We start from the raw sequence: 21,911 nt of genomic DNA on the forward strand, positions 1-21,911 counted from the left end.
ACCCTAGTGTAGAGTGTCGGGATATTCAACCAGATACCTGTGCTACGCCCGTCATGTCCGCCCCGCCTGTTCCCGATGCGCCTTCGCCATTCGACGCTTCCTGGCGGCAGGAAGCCGGGGCGGGCCTGGATGCCGATGGCCTGACGTTGCTGGACCGGGCCGTCGCCTGGGCCGAGCCGCGTTTCCACGGCCAGAACGCCCTCACGGGCGAGCCCTTGGCCGGCCACGGCGCCGGCGTGGTCCGTATCCTGGCGGCCATGCACACCGACGCGGCCACGCGCACCGCCGCGCTCCTGGCCGCGCTGCCCACCGACCTGATGGCCCCCGCGCCGTCCCTGCGAAACGACCCCATCGCCGTTGCCTTTGGCACGGAGGTCGCGCGGCTGGTGCAGGGCGCCTACGCCCTGCTGCGCCTGGGCGTGGTGGCCCGCCAGGCCAGCGACGCCGCCGCGGTTAGCGGCTCGCAAAAGGAAATGCAGCGCAAGATGCTGCTGGCCATGGCCGCCGACCTGCGCATCGTGCTGATGCGGCTGGCATCGCGGCTGCGCACGCTGCGCTGGCACGCCGAAACCAAGGCCCCGTGCTCGCCCGACTTTGCCCGCGAGACCCTGGACCTGTACGCGCCGCTGGCCAACCGGCTGGGCATCTGGCAGATCAAATGGGAAATGGAAGACCTGTCCTTCCGGTTTCTTGAGCCCGAAAAGTACAAGCACATCGCCCGCCTGCTGGAAGAAAAGCGGGTCGAGCGCGAGGCCTTCATCGCCGGCGCCATCGCTCGCCTGCAACAAGCCCTGGCCAAAAGCGGCATCCAGGCCGAGGTCAGCGGCCGGCCCAAGCACATCTACAGCATCTGGAACAAGATGCGCGTCAAGCGCCTGGACTTCTCGCAGATGTACGACTTGCGGGCGCTGCGCGTCATCGTCGACGACGTGCGCGCGTGCTACACGGCGCTGGGCATGGTGCACGAGATGTGGACGCCGCTGTCCGAGGAATTCGACGACTACATCTCGCGGCCCAAGCCCAACGGCTACCGGTCCCTGCACACGGTGGTCACCGATGACGATGGCCGCCCCTTCGAAGTGCAGATCCGCACGCGCGAGATGCATCAGTTCGCCGAATACGGGATGGCCGCGCACTGGCGCTACAAGGAAGCGGGCGCCAAGGGCGGCCAGGTGGCCGCCTCCAGCGAATACGACCGGCAGCTTGCCTGGATGCGCCAGTTGCTGGCCTGGAACAGCGAAGTCGAGGGCGGCGCGGACACGCCGCCCGAGCCGGCCAAGCCCGCCTCGGGCAGGGCCGCCGCAGGCAAGAGCCGCGGCGCGGTGGCGGCGCCCGCGCACACCGACGAGCGCATCTATGTGCTGACGCCCCAGGCGCGCGTGATCGAGCTGCCCGCCGGCGCCACGCCGGTGGATTTTGCCTACCACCTGCATACCGACCTGGGGCATCGCTGTCGTGGCGCGCGCGTCGATGGGCAGATGGTGCCGCTGCAGACGCATCTGTCCACCGGACAGACCGTGGAGATCATCTCCGCCAAGTCCGGCGGCCCGTCGCGCGACTGGCTCAATCCGCAGCTGGGCTTTCTGGCCAGCCCCCGCGCACGCGCCAAGGTGCGCATGTGGTTCAACGCCATTGAACTGCAGCAACGCATCACGCAGGGCCAGGCGCTCGTCGAAAAGGAACTGCAGCGTCTGGGCAAGACGGCCATCAATCTGGAACAGCTGGCCCAGAACCTGGGCTTTGCCCGCGCCGACGACCTGTACGTTGCCGCGGCCAAGGAAGAATTCAGCCTGCGCCAGATCGATGCGGTGTTCCAGCAGCCGGCGCCCGCGGCCGAGCCCACGCCGGCCGCGCTGCGCCACGCCAGCGCGGGCAGCGCCGAGAAAAGCGGCAAGAGCGGCGTGCTGGTGGTCGGGGTGGGGTCGCTGTTGACGCAGCTTGCCCGCTGCTGCCGTCCCGCGCCGCCGGATGCGATCTCCGGATTCGTGACGCGCGGTCGCGGCGTGTCCATCCACCGCCGCGACTGCCACAGCTACCTGGCGCTGGCCGCACGCGAGCCCGAACGCGTCATCGAGGTGGCGTGGGGCGAAACCGCCGATACCTTCTATCCGGTCGACATCAGCGTGCGCGCGCACGACCGGTCGGGCCTCTTGCGCGACCTGTCCGAAGTGTTTGCGCGCCTGCGCCTTAACGTGGTGGGCGTGAACACGCAGAGCAAGCAGTCGCTGGCCCACATGGTGTTCACGGTGGAAGTGCGCGGCGGCGAATCGCTGTCGCGCGCGCTCGATGCGCTGGCCGAAGTGCCAGGCGTGTCGTCGGCGACGCGCCGCTAGAGGGGTGTCCGGCAGCGGCGCCGCTGCCGGAGATTGCCCCGCGCGCTGAACAACGCGGGGCGGGCGGTTCAGGCCTCAGTGCTCCAGGTCTTCATGCGCGCGATCACGCATGTAGAACGCGGCAACCAGGCCCAGGGCCACACCAAACATCACGTAGTAGGCGGGCGCCATGGGCGAGCCGGTGGTCTTGATGAGCCAGGTCACGATGAACTGCGCGAACCCGCCAAAGATCATCACGGCCACGTTATAGGCCAGCGACAGGCCCACCGAACGCACGCGCGCCGGGAACAGCTCGGCCATCACCGTGCTGAACACACCAAAAAACGCCGACACGAAAATGCAGACCACGACCTGCACGGTCAGCAGGCGGCCGATCGACGGCGCGTCCGACAGCCAGAAGTACAGCGGGTACAGCACGATCAGGTAGCCGATCAGCGAGCCGATCACGAGCGGACGGCGGCCGATGCGGTCGGACCAGGCGCCCATGAACGGGGTCAACACCACCATCAGCGCCGCGCCCGCCATCTGCACCAGGAAGGTCTGGTTCAGCGGCAGCATCAGCACCTTGGTCGAATAGGTGACCAGATACGTGAAGGTGATGTAGATGGACACCGTGGCCGTCACCACCAGGCCCACGCCGATCAGCGTCTCGCGCGTGTGGGTGCGCAGCATCTGACCCAGCGACAGGCGCTTGACCTCGCCGCGCTCGGCGGCCTGGCGGTCGGCTTCCTTCATCTGCTTGAAGGCGTCCGTTTCGTCGACGTTGCGGCGGATATAGATGGCGATCGGCACGATCACCAGGCCGAAGGCGAACGGCAGGCGCCACGCCCAGTCGGCGATCTGCTGCTCGGTGAAGAACTCGGTGATCAGCGTGCCGCAGGCCGCGCCAATCAGCAGTGCCAGCATCTGGCCCGCCATCTGCCACGAGCCATAGAAGCCGCGCTTGCCGTTGGGCGCCATTTCGATCAGCAGCGCCGTCGACGTGCCGAACTCGCCGCCGGCCGAGAAGCCTTGCAGCAGGCGAGCGATGAGGATGAAGATCGGCGCCAGGATGCCGGCCGCGTGGTAGGTGGGCGCCACCGTGATCAGCGCGATGGACACGGCCATCAGCGAGGTCACCAGCACCATGGCGGCCTTGCGGCCCTTGCGGTCGCCGTACAGGCCCAGGATGATGCCGCCCACCGGGCGCATGAAGAACCCGACGCCGAAGATGGCGGTGGTCATAAGGATGGCGTTCAGTTCGCTGCCGGGGACGCTGGGGTCCGTGGGAAAGAACAATTTGGCGATGATCGGCGTCATGAACGCGAACACCAGGAAGTCATACCATTCGAGGGCGTTGCCGATTACCGCTGCCACGATGTTGCGTGTGGGGACTGCTTTGTGCTGCACGGGATCTCCTTGGGGGCTTTTTAAAATCCGGCCGACATTCTAGGCGGTGCCGCCCCAGCCGTCCCGGCAATCGTCCGCAAGGGGCCCGAGACGCGGCCGCTGCCTGGCTTTACACTGCGTCTTTTCCCCACGAGAGTAGCGACATGAACGCGCGCACCTGGCTGGAAACGCTGGTTGGCTTTGACACCACCAGCCGCAATTCCAATCTTGCCCTGATCGAAACCGTCCGTGACTGGCTCAAGGGCCAGGGCGTCGAGGCATGGCTGGCGCACAACCCCGAGCGCACCAAGGCCAACCTCTTTGCCACGCTGCCGGCGCAAGACGGCAACCAGCAGGGCGGCATCGTCCTGTCGGGCCACACCGACGTGGTGCCCGTGGACGGCCAGGACTGGAGCACGGACCCGTTCAAACTCGTCGAAAAAGACGGTCTGCTCTATGGCCGCGGCAGCTGCGACATGAAGGGCTTCATTGCCGGATCCCTGGCTCTGGTGCCGGAATTCATGGCCATGCCGCGCAAGAAGCCCATCCACCTGGCGTTCTCCTACGACGAGGAAGTCGGCTGCGCGGGCGCGCCTTACATGCTGGCCGACCTGCACGAACGCGGCATCCGTCCCGAGGGCTGCGTCGTGGGCGAACCGACCGGCATGCAGGTCGTGGTGGCCCACAAGGGCATCAATCTCTTCCGTTGCAAGGTCCACGGCAAGGCGGCGCATTCCTCGCTCACGCCCCGCGGCTGCAACGCCATCGAATACGCCGCTCGCCTGATCTGCCGCATCCGCGATCTCGCGGACAGCTTCAAGGCCAACGGCCCCTACGATCAGTTCTACGACGTGCCGTTCTCCACGATGACCACCAACCAGATCCGGGGCGGCATCGCGGTCAACACCATTCCCGAACTGTGCGAATTCACCTACGAATTCCGCAATCTGCCGGGCATGCGTCCCGACGACATCCAGGCCGAAGTCGAAAAATACGTGCGCGAAGAGCTGCTGCCGAAGATGAAGGCCGAATTCGACGGCGCCAGCATCGAAATCGAGACCGGCGCCGCCGCGCCCGCCCTGGAAGCCTCGGAAGACGCCGCCATCACCCAGCTCGTGCGCGCGCTGACCGAAGACCGCGCCACGCGCAAGGTGGCCTACGGCACCGAGGCGGGGCTTTTCCAGGGGATCGGCATTCCCACGGTGGTCTGCGGCCCCGGCCACATCGAACAGGCCCACAAGCCCAACGAATACGTGGCGCTGGACCAGCTTGCCGCCTGCGAAACCTTCCTGCGCCGCATGGGGCAGTCCCTCTGACGAGCGGACCTCCTGGGGGCGGGCGGCACGCCGGTGCCGTCCGCGTCAGGTAAAATGACGGGTTGCAAACCGGATTTGCGGCCGGCAGTGGCCTGCCGCGATGCCGGGGGAGATGCTTTGGTGAAACCTTACGACTTTCCGGATGCCAAGGGCCATTTCGGGCCTTATGGCGGTGTTTTCGTGGCGGAAACGCTGATGCACGCGCTCGATGAACTGCGCGCGTCCTATGACCGTTATCGGGTCGATCCCGCCTTCCTGGAAGAGTTCAACTACGAACTCAAGCATTTCGTGGGCCGGCCCAGCCCCGTCTACCACGCCCGGCGCTGGTCCGAGCTGGTTGGCGGCGCTCAGATCTGGTTCAAACGCGAAGACCTGAACCACACCGGCGCGCACAAGATCAACAACTGCATCGGCCAGGCCCTGCTGGCCAAGCGCATGGGCAAGCCGCGCGTCATCGCCGAAACCGGCGCGGGCCAGCACGGCGTGGCCACCGCCACCGTCGCGGCCCGCTACGGCATGGAATGCGTGGTCTACATGGGCAGCGAAGACGTGCGCCGCCAGGCCTCCAACGTCTACCGCATGAAGCTCTTGGGCGCGACCGTGGTGCCCGTGACTTCCGGTTCGCGCACCCTGAAGGACGCGCTGAACGAAGCCATGCGCGACTGGGTCACCAACATCGAAAACACGTTCTACATCATCGGCACGGTGGCGGGTCCCGACCCCTATCCCCGCATGGTGCGCGATTTCCAGACCGTCATCGGCAACGAATGCCTGACGCAGATGCCCGAGGCCATCGGCCGCCAGCCCGACTACGTCGTGGCGTCGGTGGGCGGCGGCTCCAACGCCATGGGCATCTTCCATCCCTACATCCCCCACGAAGAAGTGCGCCTGATCGGCGTCGAAGCGGCGGGCGAGGGCATGGACAGCGGCAAGCACGCCGCATCGCTGGCCGCGGGCCAGGTGGGCGTGCTGCACGGCAACCGTACCTACGTCATGCAGAACGCGGACGGCCAGGTCCAGGAAACGCATTCCGTGTCCGCCGGCCTGGACTACCCGGGCGTCGGCCCGGAACACGCGTGGCTCAAGGATTCTGGCCGCGCCGAATACGTCGGCATCACCGACGAGGAAGCCCTGAAGGCTTTTCACGATTGCTGCCGCATCGAAGGCATCATGCCCGCGCTGGAGTCCTCGCACGCCATCGCGCAAGCCGTCAAGATGGCCGCCACGCTGCCGCGCGACGCCGTGATCCTGGTCAATCTGTCGGGCCGCGGCGACAAGGACATGCACACCGTCGCCGAACGCGCCGGCATCGAGCTCTGAACATGACAACCCGCACTGATCGCATTGCCGCGGCTTTCGCGCGCACCGCAGAGTCCGGCCGCGCCGCGGCCCTGATTCCCTACATCGCCGCCGGCGATCCTTCCCCCGGCGCCACCGTGCCGCTGATGCACGCGCTGGTGGATGCCGGCGCCGACGTCATCGAACTGGGCGTGCCGTTCTCGGATCCCATGGCCGACGGCCCCGTCATCCAGCGCGCCGCCGACCGCGCCATCGCGCAGGGCGTGGGCCTGGCCCGCGTGCTCGAACTGGTGGCAGATTTCCGCCAGCGCGACACCGCGACGCCGGTGGTGCTGATGGGCTACGCCAATCCCATCGAACGCATGGGGCAGGCAGAATTCGCCAGCCGCGCCGCACAGGCCGGCGTGGACGGCGTGCTGGTCGTGGACTATCCGCCCGAGGAAGTCATCGAGTTCGCTGCCACCCTGGGTGAGCACGGCATTGCGCCCATCTTCCTTTTGGCGCCCACGTCCACCGAAGAACGCATCAAGGCCGTCGCCACGGTGGCGCGCGGCTACGTGTATTACGTGTCGCTCAAGGGCGTGACGGGCGCGGGTTCGCTGAACACCGACGACGTCGCCGACCGCGTGGCCCTGATTCGCCGCCACGTGCGCGACATTCCGGTCGGCGTGGGATTCGGCATCCGCGATGCCGAAAGCGCCCAGCGCGTGGCCCGATCGGCCGATGCCGTGGTCATTGGCAGCAAACTGATTGAAACCATGGAGCAGGCGGTCGCCAACGCACCGGCTGCCCAGCAAACCGACGCCGCAGTCGCCGCCGCCAGCGGTTGGCTGCGCACCATCCGGCAGGCGCTGGATCAAGTAAAACGAGAGAACGCGTCGGCCTGAGCGGCCGGGTCGCGATCTCAAACGGGATGAATACTCAATGAGCTGGATCGATAAACTCCTGCCGCCTCGCATCAACAAAACCAGCGACAGCGGCGCCCGCCGCGTTCCCGAAGGCCTTTGGGTGAAATGCCCGTCGTGCGAATCGGTGCTGTATAGCGAAGACCTGGCAGCCAACCTTCACGTCTGCCCCAAGTGCGACCACCACATGCGGATCGGGGCTCGCGCCCGGATCGATTCGCTGCTCGACATGGAAGGCCGCGTCGAAATCGGCCAGACCACGCGTTCGGTCGACACCCTGAAGTTCAAGGACACGCGCAAGTATCCCGAGCGCCTGCAAGAGGCCGTCAAGGCCACGGGCGAATCCGACGCGCTGGTGGTCATGAGCGGCTCGATCCGCGGCGTGCCTGCCACGCTGGCCTGCTTTGAATTCGAATTCATGGGCGGCTCGATGGGCTCGGTGGTGGGCGAGCGCTTTGCGCGCGGCGCGCAGGCAGCCCTGGACAACAAGACGCCGTTCATCTGCGTGGCCGCTTCGGGCGGCGCGCGCATGCAGGAAAGCCTGCTGTCGCTCATGCAGATGGCCAAGACGAACGCCATGCTGACCCGTCTGTCGGCCGCCGGCCTGCCGTTCATCAGCGTCCTGACCGATCCCACGATGGGCGGTGTGTCGGCCAGCTTTGCGTTCATGGGTGACGTCGTCATTGCCGAACCCAAGGCCCTGATCGGCTTTGCCGGCCCGCGCGTGATCGAACAGACCGTGCGGGAAAAGCTGCCGGAAGGCTTCCAGCGCGCGGAATTCCTGCTGCAAAAGGGCGCCATCGACATGGTCGTGGATCGCCGCCAGCTTCGCGAAGAAATTGCCCGCCTGCTGGCGCTGCTGACCAATCAACCGGCCGACGTGGTTACTGCCTGACAATGCTGCCGGCGCCGGGCTGCCGCATGACGGCCGCGCCGGCTTCGGAAAATGCCGCCAGCAGCTTCGTGCTTCGGGCGGCATTTTTGTTTTTGCGCTCAGCGTCAAAGCCCGGGCACGCCACTTGCTAAGGCGGCCTAGCGCAAAATCGCAAGCTTGAATTACGCGTGGTCCGGAACAGTCTTTTTCATGTCCGTTTGTTGCCATATTGCGACATGCGTAAGGCGGGTTGGTCCGGATTTTGCTAATGTTCCCCGTTAGTCCAGAAATAGATGGAGTTAATCCCATGCAGTCGACGAAGAAGAAAATGCTGACGCGCCTTGCCGGCCTGGCCCTGGCAGGCGTTGCCACCTTTGCCAGCGCCCAGTCGTCCGAGGGCACGCAGGGCGGCGTCAGCCTGCACTACGGCATCGGCGATCACTACAAGCGCCTGACCCTGAACTACGAAACTGCCTCGCTCTGGACCTATCAATTCGGCGGCAACTGGGGCCGGCTGGACCTGACGCCGGAATTCGGCGCCTCGTACTGGCAGGCTGACGGTTCGCGTTCGCCCGGCCATGTGTGGCAGTTCAGCGCCATCCCGATGTTCCGCTGGTGGACCGGCGAACGCTTCTACATCGAAGCGGGTATCGGCGCCACGCTGTTCTCCAGCACGCGCTTTGCCGACGAAAACATCAGCACGGCCTTCCAGTTCGGCGACCACGTCGGCGTTGGCTTCCTGCTCACGCCGAACAACCGCATCGGCGTGCGCTATTCGCACTTCTCGAATGCCAGCATCAAGCGCCCGAACCCGGGCCTGGACGTGGTGCAACTCACCTACACGTACCAGTTCTGATCGAATCGTGACGTCCTGAGCGTTCCCGCCTGCCGGAACGTTCCGGGCGCAGATCTTGAAGACCACCCGTTCACGGGTGGTTTTTTTTGTGCGTCGCCTGGGCCGCCGGTCATCCCGGGGCCACCGCTAAAACCACAAAAAAATTATCGTTTGACTGTGTGTTCACGTACTTGTTGGTGTTGAGTGCAATGGCCAGAATGCCCTGGCAACACCCAAAACCACAACGAGCCGTCGTGGGAGGCTTCGATCCGCCGCCGCATGCGTGATCGGGGCAGGGCCCGGCAGGCGGCACACGGAGACGCAGATGAAATACCCCTGTACGAAGGCGCGCCGCTTGGCGCGCATTGCCGGCGCCGCCGGTCTTGTCCTGTCGCTGGCCGCCGCCCCGGGCGCCGTGCTGGCCGACGAATTTCCCGCCAAGCCCCTGCGCATGGTCGTCGGCTTCGCGCCGGGTGGCGGCGCCGATATCGTGGCGCGGCTGGTGGGCGCCAAGATGGCCGACAGCCTGGGTCAGCAGGTGGTGGTGGAAAACCGCGCCGGCGCCACGGGCACGATCGCGGCCGACAACGTGGCCCGCTCGCCCGCCGATGGCTACTCGCTGTTCCTGGGATCGCAATCCACCATGGTCGTGGCGCCGTCCCTGTTCCCCACGCTGCCGTTCAAACCCGAGACTGATTTCGAACCGGTATCGCAGATCGTGACGATGCCCCTCATCCTCGTGGTCAACCCCGCGATGATCGATGTGAAAAGCGTCGGCGAGCTGACCGAGCACATCCGCAAGGCGGGCAACGGCGCGCTCAGTTATGCATCCTCCGGCCAGGGCGGCCCGCAACACATCGCGGGTGAGTTGTACGCGCACCGGGTCGGCACCAAGGTCACGCACGTGCCCTACAAGGGCGAATCGGCGGCGATCGCCGACGTGCTGGGCGGACACGTGCCCTACATGTTTGCGAACCTGCCGGTGGCGCTGCCGCACATCGCCTCGGGCAAGGTGCGTCCGCTGGCGATCACCAGCCTGAAGCGCGATCCCAAGGCGCCGCAGATTCCCACGCTGGCCGAATCGGGCTTCAAGGACTTCGAGGTGTCGACCTGGTACGGCGTGTTCGCGCCGGCCAAGACGCCCAAGCCGGTGATCGAGAAGCTGTCCAATTCCATCCGCACCGCGCTGGCGCAACAGGACATGCAGGCCAAGCTGAGCGAGCAGGGGTTCACGGTGGTGGGCAGCGACTCGGCGGCCTTCAGCCAATTCGTGGGCGCCGAACTGCCGCGCTGGTCGGTGCTGATCCGCGACATCGGCATCAAGCCGGAATAACGCGGTCACCACGTGCTGGCGCCCCTGGGCGGGCGTCAGCGGGAGCCGTTCACCGGCGGCTCCCATTCATTCACCCGAGACAATGACATGATCGACTTCACCGAAAAACGCGCCGCCGGCCCCGTCATCCGGCTGCATTCCGCAGACAACGTCGTGGTGGCGCGCGTGCCCATCGGCATCGGCACTGCCGTGCCCTCCGAAAACCTTGTCAGCCGCAGCCAGGTGCCCGCCGGCCACAAGATCGCGGCGCGCGATCTGCGCGCGGGCGAACCCATCCTGAAATACAACGTCTGCATCGGCTTTGCCGCCACTGACATCCCGGCGGGCACGTACGTGCATTCGCACAACATGGATTTCCAGGAATTCGACCGCGACTATGCCCACGCGCGGGACTACGTTCCGACGCAAATCCTGCCCGAATCGGAGCAGGCGCAATTCCAGGGCATCGTGCGCGCCAACGGGCAGGTGGGCACGCGCAACTACATCGGGATTCTTGCCACGGTGAACTGTTCGGCCACGGTGGTGCATCGGATTGCGGCCGCGTTCACACAGGATGTCATGGACGCCTATCCCAACGTGGATGGCGTGGTGGCGTTGAGTCATGGCATGGGCTGTGGCATGGAGATGTCCGGCGAGCCGATGGACCTCTTGCGGCGCACGATGGGCGGATACGCCTGTCATGCAAATTTTGCGGGCGTGCTGATCGTGGGCCTGGGGTGCGAACGCAATCAGCTCGATGCGTTGCTCAAGGACCAGGGCCTGGAGGCGGGCGCGCGGCTGCAGACCTTCATCATGCAGGAGACGGGCGGCACCCGCAAAACGATCGAGGCCGGCGTCGCCGCGGTGAAGGCGATGCTACCGGCCGCGAACGACGTGCGGCGCGAGCCGGTGCCGGCGCGGCACCTGAAGATCGGCCTGCAATGCGGCGGATCGGATGGCTTTTCGTCGATCACCGCCAATCCGGCGCTGGGCGCGGCCATGGATATCCTGGTGCGGCATGGCGGCACCGCCATCCTGTCGGAGACGCCGGAAATCTATGGCGTCGAGCATACGCTGACGTCACGGGCACGCAATCGCGAAGTCGGCGAGAAGCTGGTCCAGCGCATCCGCTGGTGGAAGGAAGAGTACTCGCCGGGGCGCGACGTGCAGATCAACGGCAAGGTCAGCCCGGGCAATCAGATGGGGGGCCTGGCCAACATATTTGAAAAATCGTTGGGCTCGTCGATGAAGGGCGGCACCACGGCGCTGATGGAGGTCTACCGCTACGCGGAACCTGTCCGGCAGCCGGGCATGGTGTTCATGGACACGCCGGGGTTCGATCCCGTGTCGGCGACGGGGCAGATCGCGGGCGGCGCCAACATCATCTGCTTTACGACCGGCCGCGGCTCGATGTTCGGCGCCAAGCCGGTGCCCTCGATCAAGCTGGCCACCAATACGCCGATGTTCGACCGTCTGACCGAAGACATGGACGTCAACTGCGGCGACATCCTGGACGGCACGGCAACCCTGCAAGAGGTGGCGCAGCGGATCTTCGAGGAAATCCTGCGGGTGGCCTCCGGCGACCGCAGCAAGAGCGAGTTGCTGGGGCTGGGGGACCACGAATTCGTGCCCTGGAATATCGGCGTGGTGAGCTGACCGCCTCGCAAGATGGCGGCGCCGCGGACGGTCAGCGTAAAGACCGTCCGCGTGTTGACCCTTCGCGTGTGGTGCAGAAACGCTCAGGCGTCGGACAGCGCCGCGGCGCCCGGCATCTCAAACCCGTTTGCCTGCAACGCGGCCTTCAGCCCCTCTGTCTGCGAGGCATTCAGTTCCACCAGCGGCGGCCTTACCGTGGCCCACGCCGCATCGCCGGACTTCCAGGCGATGGCCGCCTTCATGGCGGGAATCATCGGAAACTGCTGGAACACGTTGCGCGTGGCGTTCAGGCCCGCCTGACGCTCGTCGGCATCCGCCTCTTGCCAGCGCTGCTGGAGCGCCACGATCGGACCCGGATTGACGTTGCCCGTGGCCGTGATGCAGCCCACGCCTCCCGCGCGCAGGGTCTGCAACAGGAATGCCTCGCTGCCCGCATAGACCTGGAATCCGCGGGGCGAAAAGCGCTCGATCATCGCGGCAGTGTTGGCCCAATCGCCGCCGCTGTCCTTCACGCCGGCGACGATGCCGGGATAACGATCGAGCAGACGCTCGATGAGGGCCAGGCTCAGGGGCACCTGGCTCACGGGCGGGATGTGATAGAGATACATGCGCAGCTTGTCGTCGCCCACGCCCTCGATCAGCTCGGCGTAGTAGCGGAAAAGGCCTTCGTCGCTGACCCCTTTGTAATAAAAGGGCGGCAGGACCAGCACACCCATGCTGCCGCTGCGCACGGCATGCTGCGTCAGCGAAATGGCATCGGGCAGCGCGCAGGCGCCCGTGCCCGGCATCAGCGCCGACGGTTCCACCCCCGCTTCGAGCAGCGCGTCCAGCAGCGTGTGCTTTTCTTCCAGCGACAGCGAGTTGGCTTCGGAGTTGGTGCCGAAGATGGCCAGTCCGACGGACTGTTCGCGCAGCCAGCGGCAGTGCTTCACGTAGCGCCCCAGTGCCGGGCGGTAGCGCTCGTCGAACGGCGTCAGGACAGGAGAAAAAACGCCGGGAATGCGGGCAGGGGTCGTCATGTCTCTACTCGTTATTGGAAGGATGGAAAAAAGCGCGCCGCGGTCGCGCAGCTGCGATTTCCGATTCTGGCATTGATCTGTCCTGCGAACATCTGCTGTTTAATGGCTTCAATCCATAAAATTGTTGTGGTTTGCCACACGTCAAGAAAAGGGGGAGACCGTGGATACGCGCTATGTGCAGAGCTTTGTGTCGGTCATCGAGAGCGGCTCGCTCGCCGAGGCCGCGCGGCGGCTGGACCTGACCCCCGCCGCCATCGCGGCGCGCGTGCGCACGCTGGAAGAAGAGCTGGGCGCCACGCTGATCAAGCGTGTGGGCCGCAGCGTCAAGGCGACCGAAGCCGGCCTGAAGGTGCTTGAGCGCGCCCGTAGCGTGCTGCGCGAGGTGCGCGACCTGCGGGCCAGCGCCGCGGACGACGCGCCGCTCGGCGAGCTGCGCCTGGGCGTCTCGGCGTCGGCCTTGACCGGCATCATGCCCATCGTGCTGGCCCGGCTGTACCGGCGCATGCCCAAGCTGGCGGTCTTCATGGAACCCGGCACGTCCAACCATCTGTACCACCGCGTCATCAACGCTGACCTGGATGCGGCGTTCATCGTCAAGCCGCAATTCAACCTGTCCAAGGGCTACGCCTGGAAGCAGGTCACCGAGGAGCCGCTGGTCGTGCTTGCCCCGCCCGACACGCCGGGCAACGACGCGCACGAATTGATGCGCACACAACCCTTCATCCGCTACGACCGCAATGTCTGGGGCGGGCGGCTGGCAGACCAGTACCTGCGCCAGCATGGCATTGCGCCCCGCGAGCGGCTGGAGGTCGACGGCCTCATGGGCATTGCCTGCATGGTCTCGGAGGGGCTGGGCGTGTCGCTGGTGCCGGATTGGGCGCCGGATTGGCTCGACAGCCGCCGCGTCAAGCGTGTGCTGCTGCCCGGCCGAGCGCCGCTGCGCCGGATGGGCATTCTATGGGCGCGTCACATGCCGCATTCGGCCCTGGCGGAAGCCTTTGTAGAGGAAGCGGGCCGCGCCCTCGATCCGCAGGCGCGCCATTCGGCAAGCGACTGACGCCGCTCGAGGCAAAAAAACACCCCGCAGACCGTTTCCGGTGTGCGGGGTGTTGTGCTTCTCGGGGCCAGGCCCTGGGGGCCTGGCGGTCTAGCGGCTTAGTGGCGCGTTTCGACCTGAACCAGCGGTTCGTTCGAGACGGGCGTCACGGGCTTGCGCTCGCGGCCCAGGCGAACCGGCGCATACGAGGCGGCAATGCGTTGCTGCGTCTGTGCGTGGCGTTCCGGATCGGTTTCCACCCACTTCAGGCCAGCGGCGTTGACCACGTCGTGCAAGGCCTGCGCCTTGGCGGCGGGGGCAGCGGCGGGCACCACGATGGGCTGCTGCGCGCTGGCCGGAGCCACCGGCGCGGGGGCCGGCGCGACGGGCGCGGGGGCGGGCGCAGCTGCCGGGGCCGGGACGACCGGTTCGACGGCGGGCGCTTCCACCGGCGCCTGCACCGGCGCGGCGGGGACCGAAGCCTCGCTTGCCGGTTGCACGGTGACGGGCGGGGTCGCTTCGGGGGCCGTCTGGACCGGTTGCGCGACGGGTTCAGCCGCGGCTTGGGTCAGGGGCTCGATCGCGGGCTCAACGGCGGGCTCTGCGGCGGCCTGGACGGGCTCAGCCTTGGGCGCTTGAACCGGTTCGGCCGGGGCTTGCTCGGGCTGCGCGGCGGTCTGCACGGGCTGGGCCGGCGCTTGAACCTGCTGGGCCGGGGCGGGCGCTGCCTCGGCGGCTGCGGTTTGAACCGGCTCGGCGGCTTGGGCGTCAACGCCTTCGGCCAGCTGCTCGCCAGCGTCTTCGGCGCCGTCTTCCTGCTGCTCGTCGCTGCCGGCCAAGCCAGCTTCGTCCTGGCTGCGGCGGCCACGGCGGCTGCGGCGGCGGCGGCGCTTGCGCTCCGGATCGGCCGCGCCTTCGGCGCCTTCAACGCCCGGGATCGCGTCGGCGGACAGATCGTCGGCGTCAGCGGTGTCCATGGCAGCTTCGGCGGCGGGCTTGGCATCCGACTTGGTGTCGGGCAGCGCGGTGGCGACCGTCTGGGCCAGCGCGGCGACCATGCTTTCCTGTTCGCTCATCGGCGCGTCGGCCTGGCCTTCCTCGCGGCGGTTGCGGCCACGGCCACGACGGCGGTTGCGGCCTGCGCCGGTGTCCTCGCCGTTGAGCTCAGGGGTTTGTTCAGGACGGGCGGACGCCAGGGCTGCCTGGGTGGCGGCCGGCGCGTCGCGCTCGCCGCGGCCTTCGCCACGGTTGTTGCGTTCGCCGCGCTCGGCGTCCGAGCGGCGATTGCCACGCACGTGGTGACGGCCGCCTTCGGTGGCCTCGGCGCCTTCGCCACGGCCTTCGCCGCGGCGATTGCGGTTGCGGTCGGAGCCGTGGCGTTCACCGCGGCGGTCCTGGCCGTCATGGCCGTTACGGCCCTTGCCACGGGCCGGGGCGGCGCGCTTGGCGGTTTCCTCGGCGGCGGCAGGCGCGGGCTTGGCGGGCTCGGAGCCGCCGGTCAGCCAGCCGACCAGCCGCTTGAACAGACCGCCCAGACCGGCGCCTGCTGCGGGCGCGGCAGGTGCCGCGGCCGGCGCTGCGGGCGTGGAGACGGGAGCGGGCTGCGAGGGCGTGATGCCCTTGACCAGGGCTTCCGGGCGCGACTTGATTTCGCTTTCGCGGGGCTGCCAGGGCGCGTCCGTGGCCGGCGCTTCCACCAGTTCGAAGCTGGTCTTCACTTCTTCCAGGCGGGGGTCGTCGTGGCGCAGGCGCTCGATGTGGTGGTGCGGCGTTTCCAGATGCTTGTTGGGGATCAGCATCAGATTGACCTTCAGGCGGGCTTCCATCTTGGTGATGTCGGCGCGCTTTTCGTTCAGCAGGTAGGTGGCCACGTCGACGGGCACCTGGGCGTGGACCGCCGCGGTGTTCTCCTTCATGGCTTCTTCCTGCAGCAGGCGCAGCACGTGCAGGGCGCTGGACTCGGCATCGCGGATCACGCCGGTGCCGTTGCAGCGCGGGCAGGTGATGTGCGAGCCTTCGTTCAGGGCGGGGCGCAGGCGCTGGCGAGACAGTTCCATCAGGCCAAAGCGCGAGATCTTGCCCATCTGGACGCGGGCACGGTCGAAATGGAGGGCATCACGCAGGCGCTGTTCGACGGCGCGCTGGTTCTTGCTGTCTTCCATGTCGATGAAGTCGATGACGATCAGGCCGCCCAGGTCGCGCAGACGCAACTGGCGGGCCACTTCGTCTGCCGCTTCCGAGTTGGTGCGCAGCGCGGTTTCCTCGATGTCGGCGCCGCGGGTCGAGCGGGCCGAGTTCACGTCGACGGACACCAGCGCTTCGGTGTGGTCAATGACGATGGCGCCGCCCGAGGGCAGTTGCACGGTGCGCGAGTAGGCCGTCTCGATCTGGTGTTCGATCTGGAAGCGCGAGAAGAGGGGGATGTCGTCACGGTAGCGTTTGACGCGCTGGACGTTGTCCGGCATCACCACGCTCATGAAGGCGGTGGCCTGGTCGGCGATCTCGTCGGTATCGATCAGGATCTCGCCGATTTCCGGCGAGAAGTAATCGCGGATCGCGCGGATGACCAGGCTGGATTCGAGATAGATCAGGATGGGCGCGGAGTTGTCGCGCGCGGCGCCGTCGATGGCGGTCCAGAGCTGCAGCAGATAGGACAGGTCCCATTGCAGTTCCTCGACGTTGCGGCCGATGCCTGCGGTGCGGGCGATGATGCTCATGCCCTGGGGCAGATCAAGCTGCTCCATCGTGTCGCGCAGTTCCTGGCGGTCCTCGCCCTCGACGCGGCGCGAAACACCACCGCCGCGGGGGTTGTTGGGCATCAGGACCAGGTAGCGGCCGGCCAGCGAGATGAACGTGGTCAGGGCAGCGCCCTTGTTGCCGCGTTCTTCCTTTTCGACCTGGACGATCAGTTCCTGGCCTTCGCGCAGGGCGTCCTGGATACGGGCGGTGCGGACATCGACGCCTTCCTTGAAGAAGCTGCGGGCAACTTCCTTGAAGGGCAGAAAGCCGTGGCGGTCCTCGCCGTAGTTGACGAAGCAAGCTTCGAGGCCGGGTTCGATCCGGGTAATGACACCTTTGTAGATGTTGCCTTTGCGCTGTTCGCGGCCGGCAGTCTCGATGTCAAGGTCGATGAGTTTTTGCCCATCGACGATAGCGACGCGTAATTCTTCCTGATGCGTCGCATTAAACAGCATGCGCTTCATGAGAGGGTTTCTCCGTTGTCATGACGCGCCGATATCGGCGCGTGACCTCGGGCCACTCGGGCTGCGGCTGAAGCGGGCAAGAAGATGCGGACCGTACCTGGGCGGCGCCCAGGCGTATCCGCCGCGGGTCAGGCGGGCACGTCGTGCCGTGGGGCACGGGGTTCTTTCAGCAGGAGGGTCAGCTTCACTGAATGTGGTTTGACGGAGTTGTGCTGGGGAACGGCAGCTGCGGTCGGATTGGTTGCCTACACGCAGCTGGTGCTTTAAATATGCGACGATTCTTGCAGTGCTTCAGAGCCGCTTGCGGCATGCAACGGACCTGCCGGAAAAGCGGGCAAGATGAATGCCACACCACTATTCCACAGGGCTCGGTTGCGCCGGCGACCAAGAGACCCAGGGGTTGAATGAGCAGGCAGTACAATGGCGGCCCGCGCGCTCGACGGAGTTGCGTGTTGGTTGCATCTCTACGCCAGGCGGCTTGTTCAGCCCCTTTAGGCTGTCCCGATTATATGTCGCTTTCCGCAATGCGCAAAGAAACTTCCTCCCCTGTATCCGCCTCTAAAGCAGCCCCCGTCGTCCGCATGGTCGAAGTGGGCGCCGAGCACGCCGGCCAGCGCCTGGACAACTTCCTCATGCGGCTGTGCAAGGGGGTGCCCAAGACGCATATCTACAAGGCCATCCGGGGCGGCGAAGTGCGCGTCAACAAGGGACGCATCCAGGTCGATTACCGGGTGCAAGAAGGCGATGTGGTCCGCATTCCGCCCTTGCGCCTGCCCGACCCCGGCAAGCCCCGGCCCGTGCCCGCGGCCGAATTCCCCATCGTGTTTGAAGACGATGCGATGCTGGTGGTGGACAAGCCCGCCGGCGTGGCGGTCCACGGGGGCAGCGGCGTGTCGTTCGGTGTGATCGAGCAATTGCGCGCGGCCCGACCCCAGGCAAAGTTCCTGGAATTGGTGCACCGGCTGGACCGCGAGACCTCCGGGCTGCTGATGGTCGCCAAGAAGCGCAGCGCGCTCTTGGCCCTGCACGCCATGCTGCGCGAGGGCCGGAGCGACAAGCATTACTTCGCGCTGGTCGAGGGCGACTGGGTGAACGATCGCCAGCACATCAAGCTGTCCTTGTCCAAATGGACCACGCAGTCCGGCGAGCGCCGCGTCAAGGTGGACCCGGACGGGCAGACGGCGCACACCATCGTCACGCTCAAGCAACGTTTTGGCGGTTACAGTCTGGTCGACGCCGAGCTGCGCACCGGGCGCACGCACCAGATCCGCGTGCATCTGGCCGCAAGCGGCTTTCCCATCGTCGGCGACGACAAATACGGCAGTGACGACGTGCGGGCGCAATTTGCGCGCCAAGGCTTCAATCGCATGTTCCTGCATGCCCACAGCCTCACCCTTCCTCACCCCCTGACGGGCGAGGTCATGACACTGACCGCCGAGCTGCCGCCTGCTTGCCGGAACATACTGAAATCACTGGAGTCTGCCTGATATGTCGTATTCGCTGGTCGTCTTTGACTGGGATGGCACCCTGATGGATTCCACGCACAGCATCGTGGCCGCCATCCAGGGCGCGTGCCGCGACCTTGAGCTGGCGGTGCCGTCCGCCTCCGAGGCCAGCTGGGTCATCGGCCTCTCCCTCGAAAGCGCATTGCGACGTGCCGTCCCCGAATTGACGCAGGCCATGTTGCCGCGCTTCCTTGAACGCTATCGCACCCACTACCTGCTGCGCGATCCCGAATTGCGCCTGTTCGAGGGCATCAACGAGTTGCTGACCGACCTGGCCAACCAGAACGTGCGGCTGGCGGTCGCGACGGGCAAAAGCCGCGTCGGTCTCACGCGCGCGCTGGCCGCCACCGGCCTGGGCCCCCTTTTTGACGCCACCCGCACCGCCGACGAGACCTTCAGCAAGCCGCATCCGGCCATGTTGCACGAATTGATGCAGGAGCTGGACGTGGATCCGTCGGGGGTCATCATGGTGGGCGATACCTCGCACGATCTGCAGATGGCCTGCAACGCGGGCGTGCACGGTCTGGGCGTTACCTATGGCGCGCATACCTTGAAAGAGCTTCAGGGGTGTGCCCCCCAAGCCGTGCTCGACTCGGTGCCGCTGATGCGTGAGTGGCTGATGCCGCGCGTTGCCGCACGCGGCTAGCCGGTTGCAAGCAAGGGGCGGCAGGAACGTCCGCCCGGCAGGCAGGTCTATCCGGAAGGTGCGCCGCGTGCATTGCGTGGGTGTTTCATGTTGCAGGCCGGCGCCGTGGAATAACTTGGTCCCGTCCTTCGTCCATGATTGATGCGGGGCGCGCGCAAGGCGCGCTGCCATACCGGAGATTACGATGCTGATACGCAAACCCCACGACGTTCTCCCTTCCGAGATCACCTCCGAGGCGGTGTGGCGATCCCGCCGCGACCTGATGCTGCGGGCCGGCGCCGCGGCGGCGGCTGTCGGGTTATCCGGCTGGGCAACGCGCGCCGCGCATGCCCAGGAGGCCGGTGCGCTGCCCGGCAAGCCCAGTCCTGCGTTCAGCGTCATGGACAAGCAGACGTCGCTGTCGGATGTCACGTCCTACAACAATTACTACGAGTTCGGCGTAGATAAGGGTGATCCGGCTAAAAATGCCGGCAAGTTGCAGACGCAGCCGTGGACCGTCAGCGTCGAGGGCGAGGTCGGCAAGCCCCGCACCTTCACCATCGAAGATCTGCTCAAGCTCGCGCCAATGGAAGACCGTGTCTATCGCCTGCGCTGCGTGGAAGGCTGGTCGATGGTCATTCCGTGGGTGGGTTATTCCCTGTCCGAAGTGCTCAAGCAGGTGGAGCCGACCGGCAACGCCAAGTATGTCGAGTTCGTCACCGCCGTGCAGCGGGAAAACATGCCCGGCGTGCGTACGGCCATCCTGGACTGGCCCTACGTGGAGGGACTGCGTCTCGATGAGGCCATGCACCCGCTGGCGATGCTGGTCTTCGGGGTCTATGGGCGCGTGCTGCCCAACCAGAATGGTGCGCCGCTGCGGTTGGCCGTGCCCTGGAAGTACGGTTTCAAGTCCGGCAAGTCGCTCGTGAAGATCCGGCTGGTGGAAAAGCCGCCGGTGACCTCGTGGGTGAAGTCCGCGCCCCAAGAATACGGCTTCTACGCCAATGTGAACCCCAACATCGCGCATCCTCGCTGGAGCCAGGCCACCGAGCGGCGTATCGGCGAGGACGGCCTGTTTAGTCCCAAGCGCAAGACCTTGATGTTCAACGGCTATGGCGACCAGGTGGCATCGCTCTATCAGGGCATGGACCTGAAGGCCAATTACTGAGGGCGTCTCCATGTCTGTGACGCCCCGCGCGGCCCCGGCTGCGGCTTTCCCGAAGGCGCAGCTTTCGGCCCGCACCGTCGGGCGCTTCAAGCCGTTGCTGTTTCTGCTGGGCATCGCGCCCTTCGCCCGCTGGATATGGCTAGGTGTGAACAATGGGCTCACTGCCAATCCGGTGGAATTCCTGACCCGATCCTCGGGGACCTGGGCGCTGGTCTGCCTGCTGGTCACGCTGGCGATCACGCCGCTGCGGCGATTGACGGGCCAGCCTGCGCTGGTGCGCGTGCGGCGCATGTGCGGGCTGTTCGCATTCTTCTACGCCGCGCTCCATTTCATGGCCTGGGTGTGGTGGGATCGTGGCTTCGATCCGGCTGCAATGGTGCGTGACATCGCCGAACGTCCCTTCATCATGGTGGGATTTTCGGCCTTCGTGTTGATGTCGGCCCTGGCTGCAACGTCGACGCAGTGGGCGATGCGCCGGCTGGGAAAACGCTGGCAGACGCTGCATCGGGCCATCTACGCGATCGGCCTGCTGGCGATCTTGCACTACTGGTGGCACAAGGCCGGCAAGAATGACCTGACAGAGCCGGCGATCTACGCCGCCGTGTTGGCGGCGCTGCTGGGGTGGCGCCTCGCCGCCTGGTGGCGGCGGCGGGCGTAGGGCAGCGGCGAGGCTACAGGATGGCCAGCATGATGGCGGCGGTTTCGGCGTCGGGCTGGCCGTCGTGCAGGGTAGGGCGGTAGTGCATCTGGAAGGCGGCCAACGTGTTGATCGTGGCGCGGTCCAGCACGCCGTCCTGGGGGCAGGCGTAGCCTAGCCGCTGAAGCTGCTTCTGAAACCACGCGATATCCGGAACGCCCTCAGTCTGCAGGCGCGCCAGGTGCTCGGCCGCGCCGGCCTCGTTGAACCAGCGTCCTATCCCCGCATCCGCCAGCGGCTTCCAGGGAAAGAGGGGGCCGGGGTCCACCTTGCGTTGCGGCGCGATATCGCTGTGGCCCACCACGTTTTCCGGGGCGATGTTGTGCCGTTGGACGATGTCGCGCAACAGGATGGTCAGCGCCCGGACCTGGCGGCTGTCATAGGGATGCCAGACGCGCTCGCCGTTGCTGCCCTCGGTCCAGCCGGGATTGACGATCTCGATGCCAATGGACGTGCTGTTCATCGCGATGTTGCCGTACCAGGAGCTGGCCCCGGCGTGCCACGCGGCGCGGTTTTCGTCGACCAGCCGGTACGCGCGACCGTCCAGGTCGATCAGGTAGTGGGCGCTGACTTTGCCCTTGGACAGCAGTCGCAGCGACTCGGCATCGTCGACCGTGGTGTAGTGCACGACCACGGACCGCACCCGGCTGCTCTGGCTGGCGGCGGTGATGGAAGTGTCCAGATCGAGGCCGACGGGGCCGCGCGCGGCGCAGCCCGCCAGGAGCGCCGCGGCAAGCAGCGTGCAGGAAAGGCGGATCAT

17 protein-coding genes are annotated in these 21,911 nt (G+C 66.4%); 13 read left to right on the plus strand and 4 right to left on the minus strand.

Annotated elements, in window-relative coordinates:
* Window positions 1–53 precede the first annotated feature (53 nt).
* Window positions 54–2,333, plus strand: a complete 2,280-nt coding sequence (locus ASD87_RS12665) for a bifunctional (p)ppGpp synthetase/guanosine-3',5'-bis(diphosphate) 3'-pyrophosphohydrolase (RefSeq protein WP_056321851.1) — start codon at window positions 54–56, stop codon at window positions 2,331–2,333.
* 75 nt (window positions 2,334–2,408) lie between these two features.
* Here ASD87_RS12665 and ASD87_RS12670 read toward each other — a convergent pair whose 3' ends face one another.
* On the minus strand, window positions 2,409–3,722 hold the full coding sequence (locus tag ASD87_RS12670) for an MFS transporter (protein ID WP_056321854.1): 1,314 nt from the start codon (window positions 3,720–3,722) through the stop codon (window positions 2,409–2,411).
* 143 nt (window positions 3,723–3,865) lie between these two features.
* Here ASD87_RS12670 and argE point away from each other — a divergent pair, with 143 nt between their 5' ends.
* From argE to ASD87_RS12705, 7 genes are all read left to right on the plus strand, one after another.
* A complete protein-coding gene (gene argE, locus ASD87_RS12675; RefSeq protein WP_056321856.1) occupies window positions 3,866–5,017 on the plus strand; it encodes an acetylornithine deacetylase in 1,152 nt (383 codons plus the stop codon).
* Between the two features lie 120 nt (window positions 5,018–5,137).
* Window positions 5,138–6,337, plus strand: a complete 1,200-nt coding sequence (gene trpB, locus ASD87_RS12680) for a tryptophan synthase subunit beta (protein ID WP_056322725.1) — start codon at window positions 5,138–5,140, stop codon at window positions 6,335–6,337.
* 2 nt (window positions 6,338–6,339) lie between these two features.
* A complete protein-coding gene (gene trpA, locus ASD87_RS12685; RefSeq protein ID WP_056321859.1) occupies window positions 6,340–7,203 on the plus strand; it encodes a tryptophan synthase subunit alpha in 864 nt (287 codons plus the stop codon).
* Between the two features lie 37 nt (window positions 7,204–7,240).
* Window positions 7,241–8,116: an acetyl-CoA carboxylase, carboxyltransferase subunit beta gene (accD, locus tag ASD87_RS12690; protein ID WP_056321862.1), complete on the plus strand. Its 876-nt coding sequence runs from the start codon at window positions 7,241–7,243 to the stop codon at window positions 8,114–8,116.
* Window positions 8,117–8,402: 286 nt separating this feature from the next.
* Complete coding sequence (locus tag ASD87_RS12695) at window positions 8,403–8,951, plus strand: acyloxyacyl hydrolase (RefSeq protein WP_056321866.1); 549 nt, start codon at window positions 8,403–8,405, stop codon at window positions 8,949–8,951.
* A gap of 304 nt (window positions 8,952–9,255) precedes the next feature.
* Window positions 9,256–10,263, plus strand: a complete 1,008-nt coding sequence (locus ASD87_RS12700) for a tripartite tricarboxylate transporter substrate binding protein (RefSeq protein WP_056321868.1) — start codon at window positions 9,256–9,258, stop codon at window positions 10,261–10,263.
* Between the two features lie 87 nt (window positions 10,264–10,350).
* Complete coding sequence (locus tag ASD87_RS12705) at window positions 10,351–11,898, plus strand: UxaA family hydrolase (protein WP_056321871.1); 1,548 nt, start codon at window positions 10,351–10,353, stop codon at window positions 11,896–11,898.
* An 83-nt stretch (window positions 11,899–11,981) separates the two neighbouring features.
* Here the strand turns inward: ASD87_RS12705 and ASD87_RS12710 are convergent, their stop codons facing one another.
* Window positions 11,982–12,917: a dihydrodipicolinate synthase family protein gene (locus ASD87_RS12710; protein ID WP_056321873.1), complete on the minus strand. Its 936-nt coding sequence runs from the start codon at window positions 12,915–12,917 to the stop codon at window positions 11,982–11,984.
* A gap of 160 nt (window positions 12,918–13,077) precedes the next feature.
* Here ASD87_RS12710 and ASD87_RS12715 point away from each other — a divergent pair, with 160 nt between their 5' ends.
* Window positions 13,078–13,974 carry a LysR family transcriptional regulator gene (locus ASD87_RS12715; RefSeq protein WP_056322728.1) on the plus strand — a complete coding sequence of 299 codons (897 nt, stop codon included), beginning with the start codon at window positions 13,078–13,080 and terminating at the stop codon, window positions 13,972–13,974.
* A 98-nt stretch (window positions 13,975–14,072) separates the two neighbouring features.
* On the opposite strand, the gene ASD87_RS12720 is transcribed toward ASD87_RS12715, so the two are convergent.
* Window positions 14,073–17,156, minus strand: a complete 3,084-nt coding sequence (locus tag ASD87_RS12720; RefSeq protein ID WP_056321876.1) for an Rne/Rng family ribonuclease — start codon at window positions 17,154–17,156, stop codon at window positions 14,073–14,075.
* A 524-nt stretch (window positions 17,157–17,680) separates the two neighbouring features.
* On the opposite strand from ASD87_RS12720, the gene ASD87_RS12725 reads away from it, so the two are divergent.
* The 4 genes from ASD87_RS12725 to msrQ all read left to right on the plus strand — a co-directional run bounded on the left by ASD87_RS12725 (window position 17,681) and on the right by msrQ (window position 21,112).
* Window positions 17,681–18,643: an RluA family pseudouridine synthase gene (locus tag ASD87_RS12725; RefSeq protein WP_369818527.1), complete on the plus strand. Its 963-nt coding sequence runs from the start codon at window positions 17,681–17,683 to the stop codon at window positions 18,641–18,643.
* A gap of 1 nt (window position 18,644) precedes the next feature.
* Window positions 18,645–19,307 (plus strand): HAD family hydrolase, encoded by a 663-nt coding sequence (locus ASD87_RS12730; RefSeq protein ID WP_056321880.1) that lies wholly within the window; start codon window positions 18,645–18,647, stop codon window positions 19,305–19,307.
* Between the two features lie 184 nt (window positions 19,308–19,491).
* Window positions 19,492–20,454: a protein-methionine-sulfoxide reductase catalytic subunit MsrP gene (gene msrP, locus ASD87_RS12735; protein ID WP_056321883.1), complete on the plus strand. Its 963-nt coding sequence runs from the start codon at window positions 19,492–19,494 to the stop codon at window positions 20,452–20,454.
* A gap of 10 nt (window positions 20,455–20,464) precedes the next feature.
* On the plus strand, window positions 20,465–21,112 hold the full coding sequence (gene msrQ / locus ASD87_RS12740; RefSeq protein WP_056321886.1) for a protein-methionine-sulfoxide reductase heme-binding subunit MsrQ: 648 nt from the start codon (window positions 20,465–20,467) through the stop codon (window positions 21,110–21,112).
* Between the two features lie 13 nt (window positions 21,113–21,125).
* Here msrQ and ASD87_RS12745 read toward each other — a convergent pair whose 3' ends face one another.
* Window positions 21,126–21,911 carry an N-acetylmuramoyl-L-alanine amidase gene (locus ASD87_RS12745; RefSeq protein WP_056321887.1) on the minus strand — a complete coding sequence of 262 codons (786 nt, stop codon included), beginning with the start codon at window positions 21,909–21,911 and terminating at the stop codon, window positions 21,126–21,128.

Origin of the sequence: Achromobacter sp. Root170 (genome assembly GCF_001428165.1) — a bacterium.
Lineage (GTDB): Bacteria > Pseudomonadota > Gammaproteobacteria > Burkholderiales > Burkholderiaceae_B > Achromobacter > Achromobacter mucicolens.

Bases quoted from the DNA above. Each gene is read 5' to 3' on its own strand.
- argE (WP_056321856.1), top strand. From the start codon at position 3,866: ATGAACGCGCGCACCTGGCTGGAAACGCTGGTTGGCTTTGACACCACC.
- msrQ (WP_056321886.1), top strand. From the start codon at position 20,465: ATGTCTGTGACGCCCCGCGCGGCCCCGGCTGCGGCTTTCCCGAAGGCG.
- ASD87_RS12695 (WP_056321866.1), top strand. From the start codon at position 8,403: ATGCAGTCGACGAAGAAGAAAATGCTGACGCGCCTTGCCGGCCTGGCC.
- ASD87_RS12730 (WP_056321880.1), top strand. From the start codon at position 18,645: ATGTCGTATTCGCTGGTCGTCTTTGACTGGGATGGCACCCTGATGGAT.
- ASD87_RS12710 (WP_056321873.1), bottom strand. From the start codon at position 12,917: ATGACGACCCCTGCCCGCATTCCCGGCGTTTTTTCTCCTGTCCTGACG.
- ASD87_RS12720 (WP_056321876.1), bottom strand. From the start codon at position 17,156: ATGAAGCGCATGCTGTTTAATGCGACGCATCAGGAAGAATTACGCGTC.
- ASD87_RS12665 (WP_056321851.1), top strand. From the start codon at position 54: ATGTCCGCCCCGCCTGTTCCCGATGCGCCTTCGCCATTCGACGCTTCC.
- ASD87_RS12745 (WP_056321887.1), bottom strand. From the start codon at position 21,911: ATGATCCGCCTTTCCTGCACGCTGCTTGCCGCGGCGCTCCTGGCGGGC.
- ASD87_RS12705 (WP_056321871.1), top strand. From the start codon at position 10,351: ATGATCGACTTCACCGAAAAACGCGCCGCCGGCCCCGTCATCCGGCTG.
- trpA (WP_056321859.1), top strand. From the start codon at position 6,340: ATGACAACCCGCACTGATCGCATTGCCGCGGCTTTCGCGCGCACCGCA.
- ASD87_RS12725 (WP_369818527.1), top strand. From the start codon at position 17,681: ATGCGCAAAGAAACTTCCTCCCCTGTATCCGCCTCTAAAGCAGCCCCC.
- ASD87_RS12700 (WP_056321868.1), top strand. From the start codon at position 9,256: ATGAAATACCCCTGTACGAAGGCGCGCCGCTTGGCGCGCATTGCCGGC.
- accD (WP_056321862.1), top strand. From the start codon at position 7,241: ATGAGCTGGATCGATAAACTCCTGCCGCCTCGCATCAACAAAACCAGC.
- msrP (WP_056321883.1), top strand. From the start codon at position 19,492: ATGCTGATACGCAAACCCCACGACGTTCTCCCTTCCGAGATCACCTCC.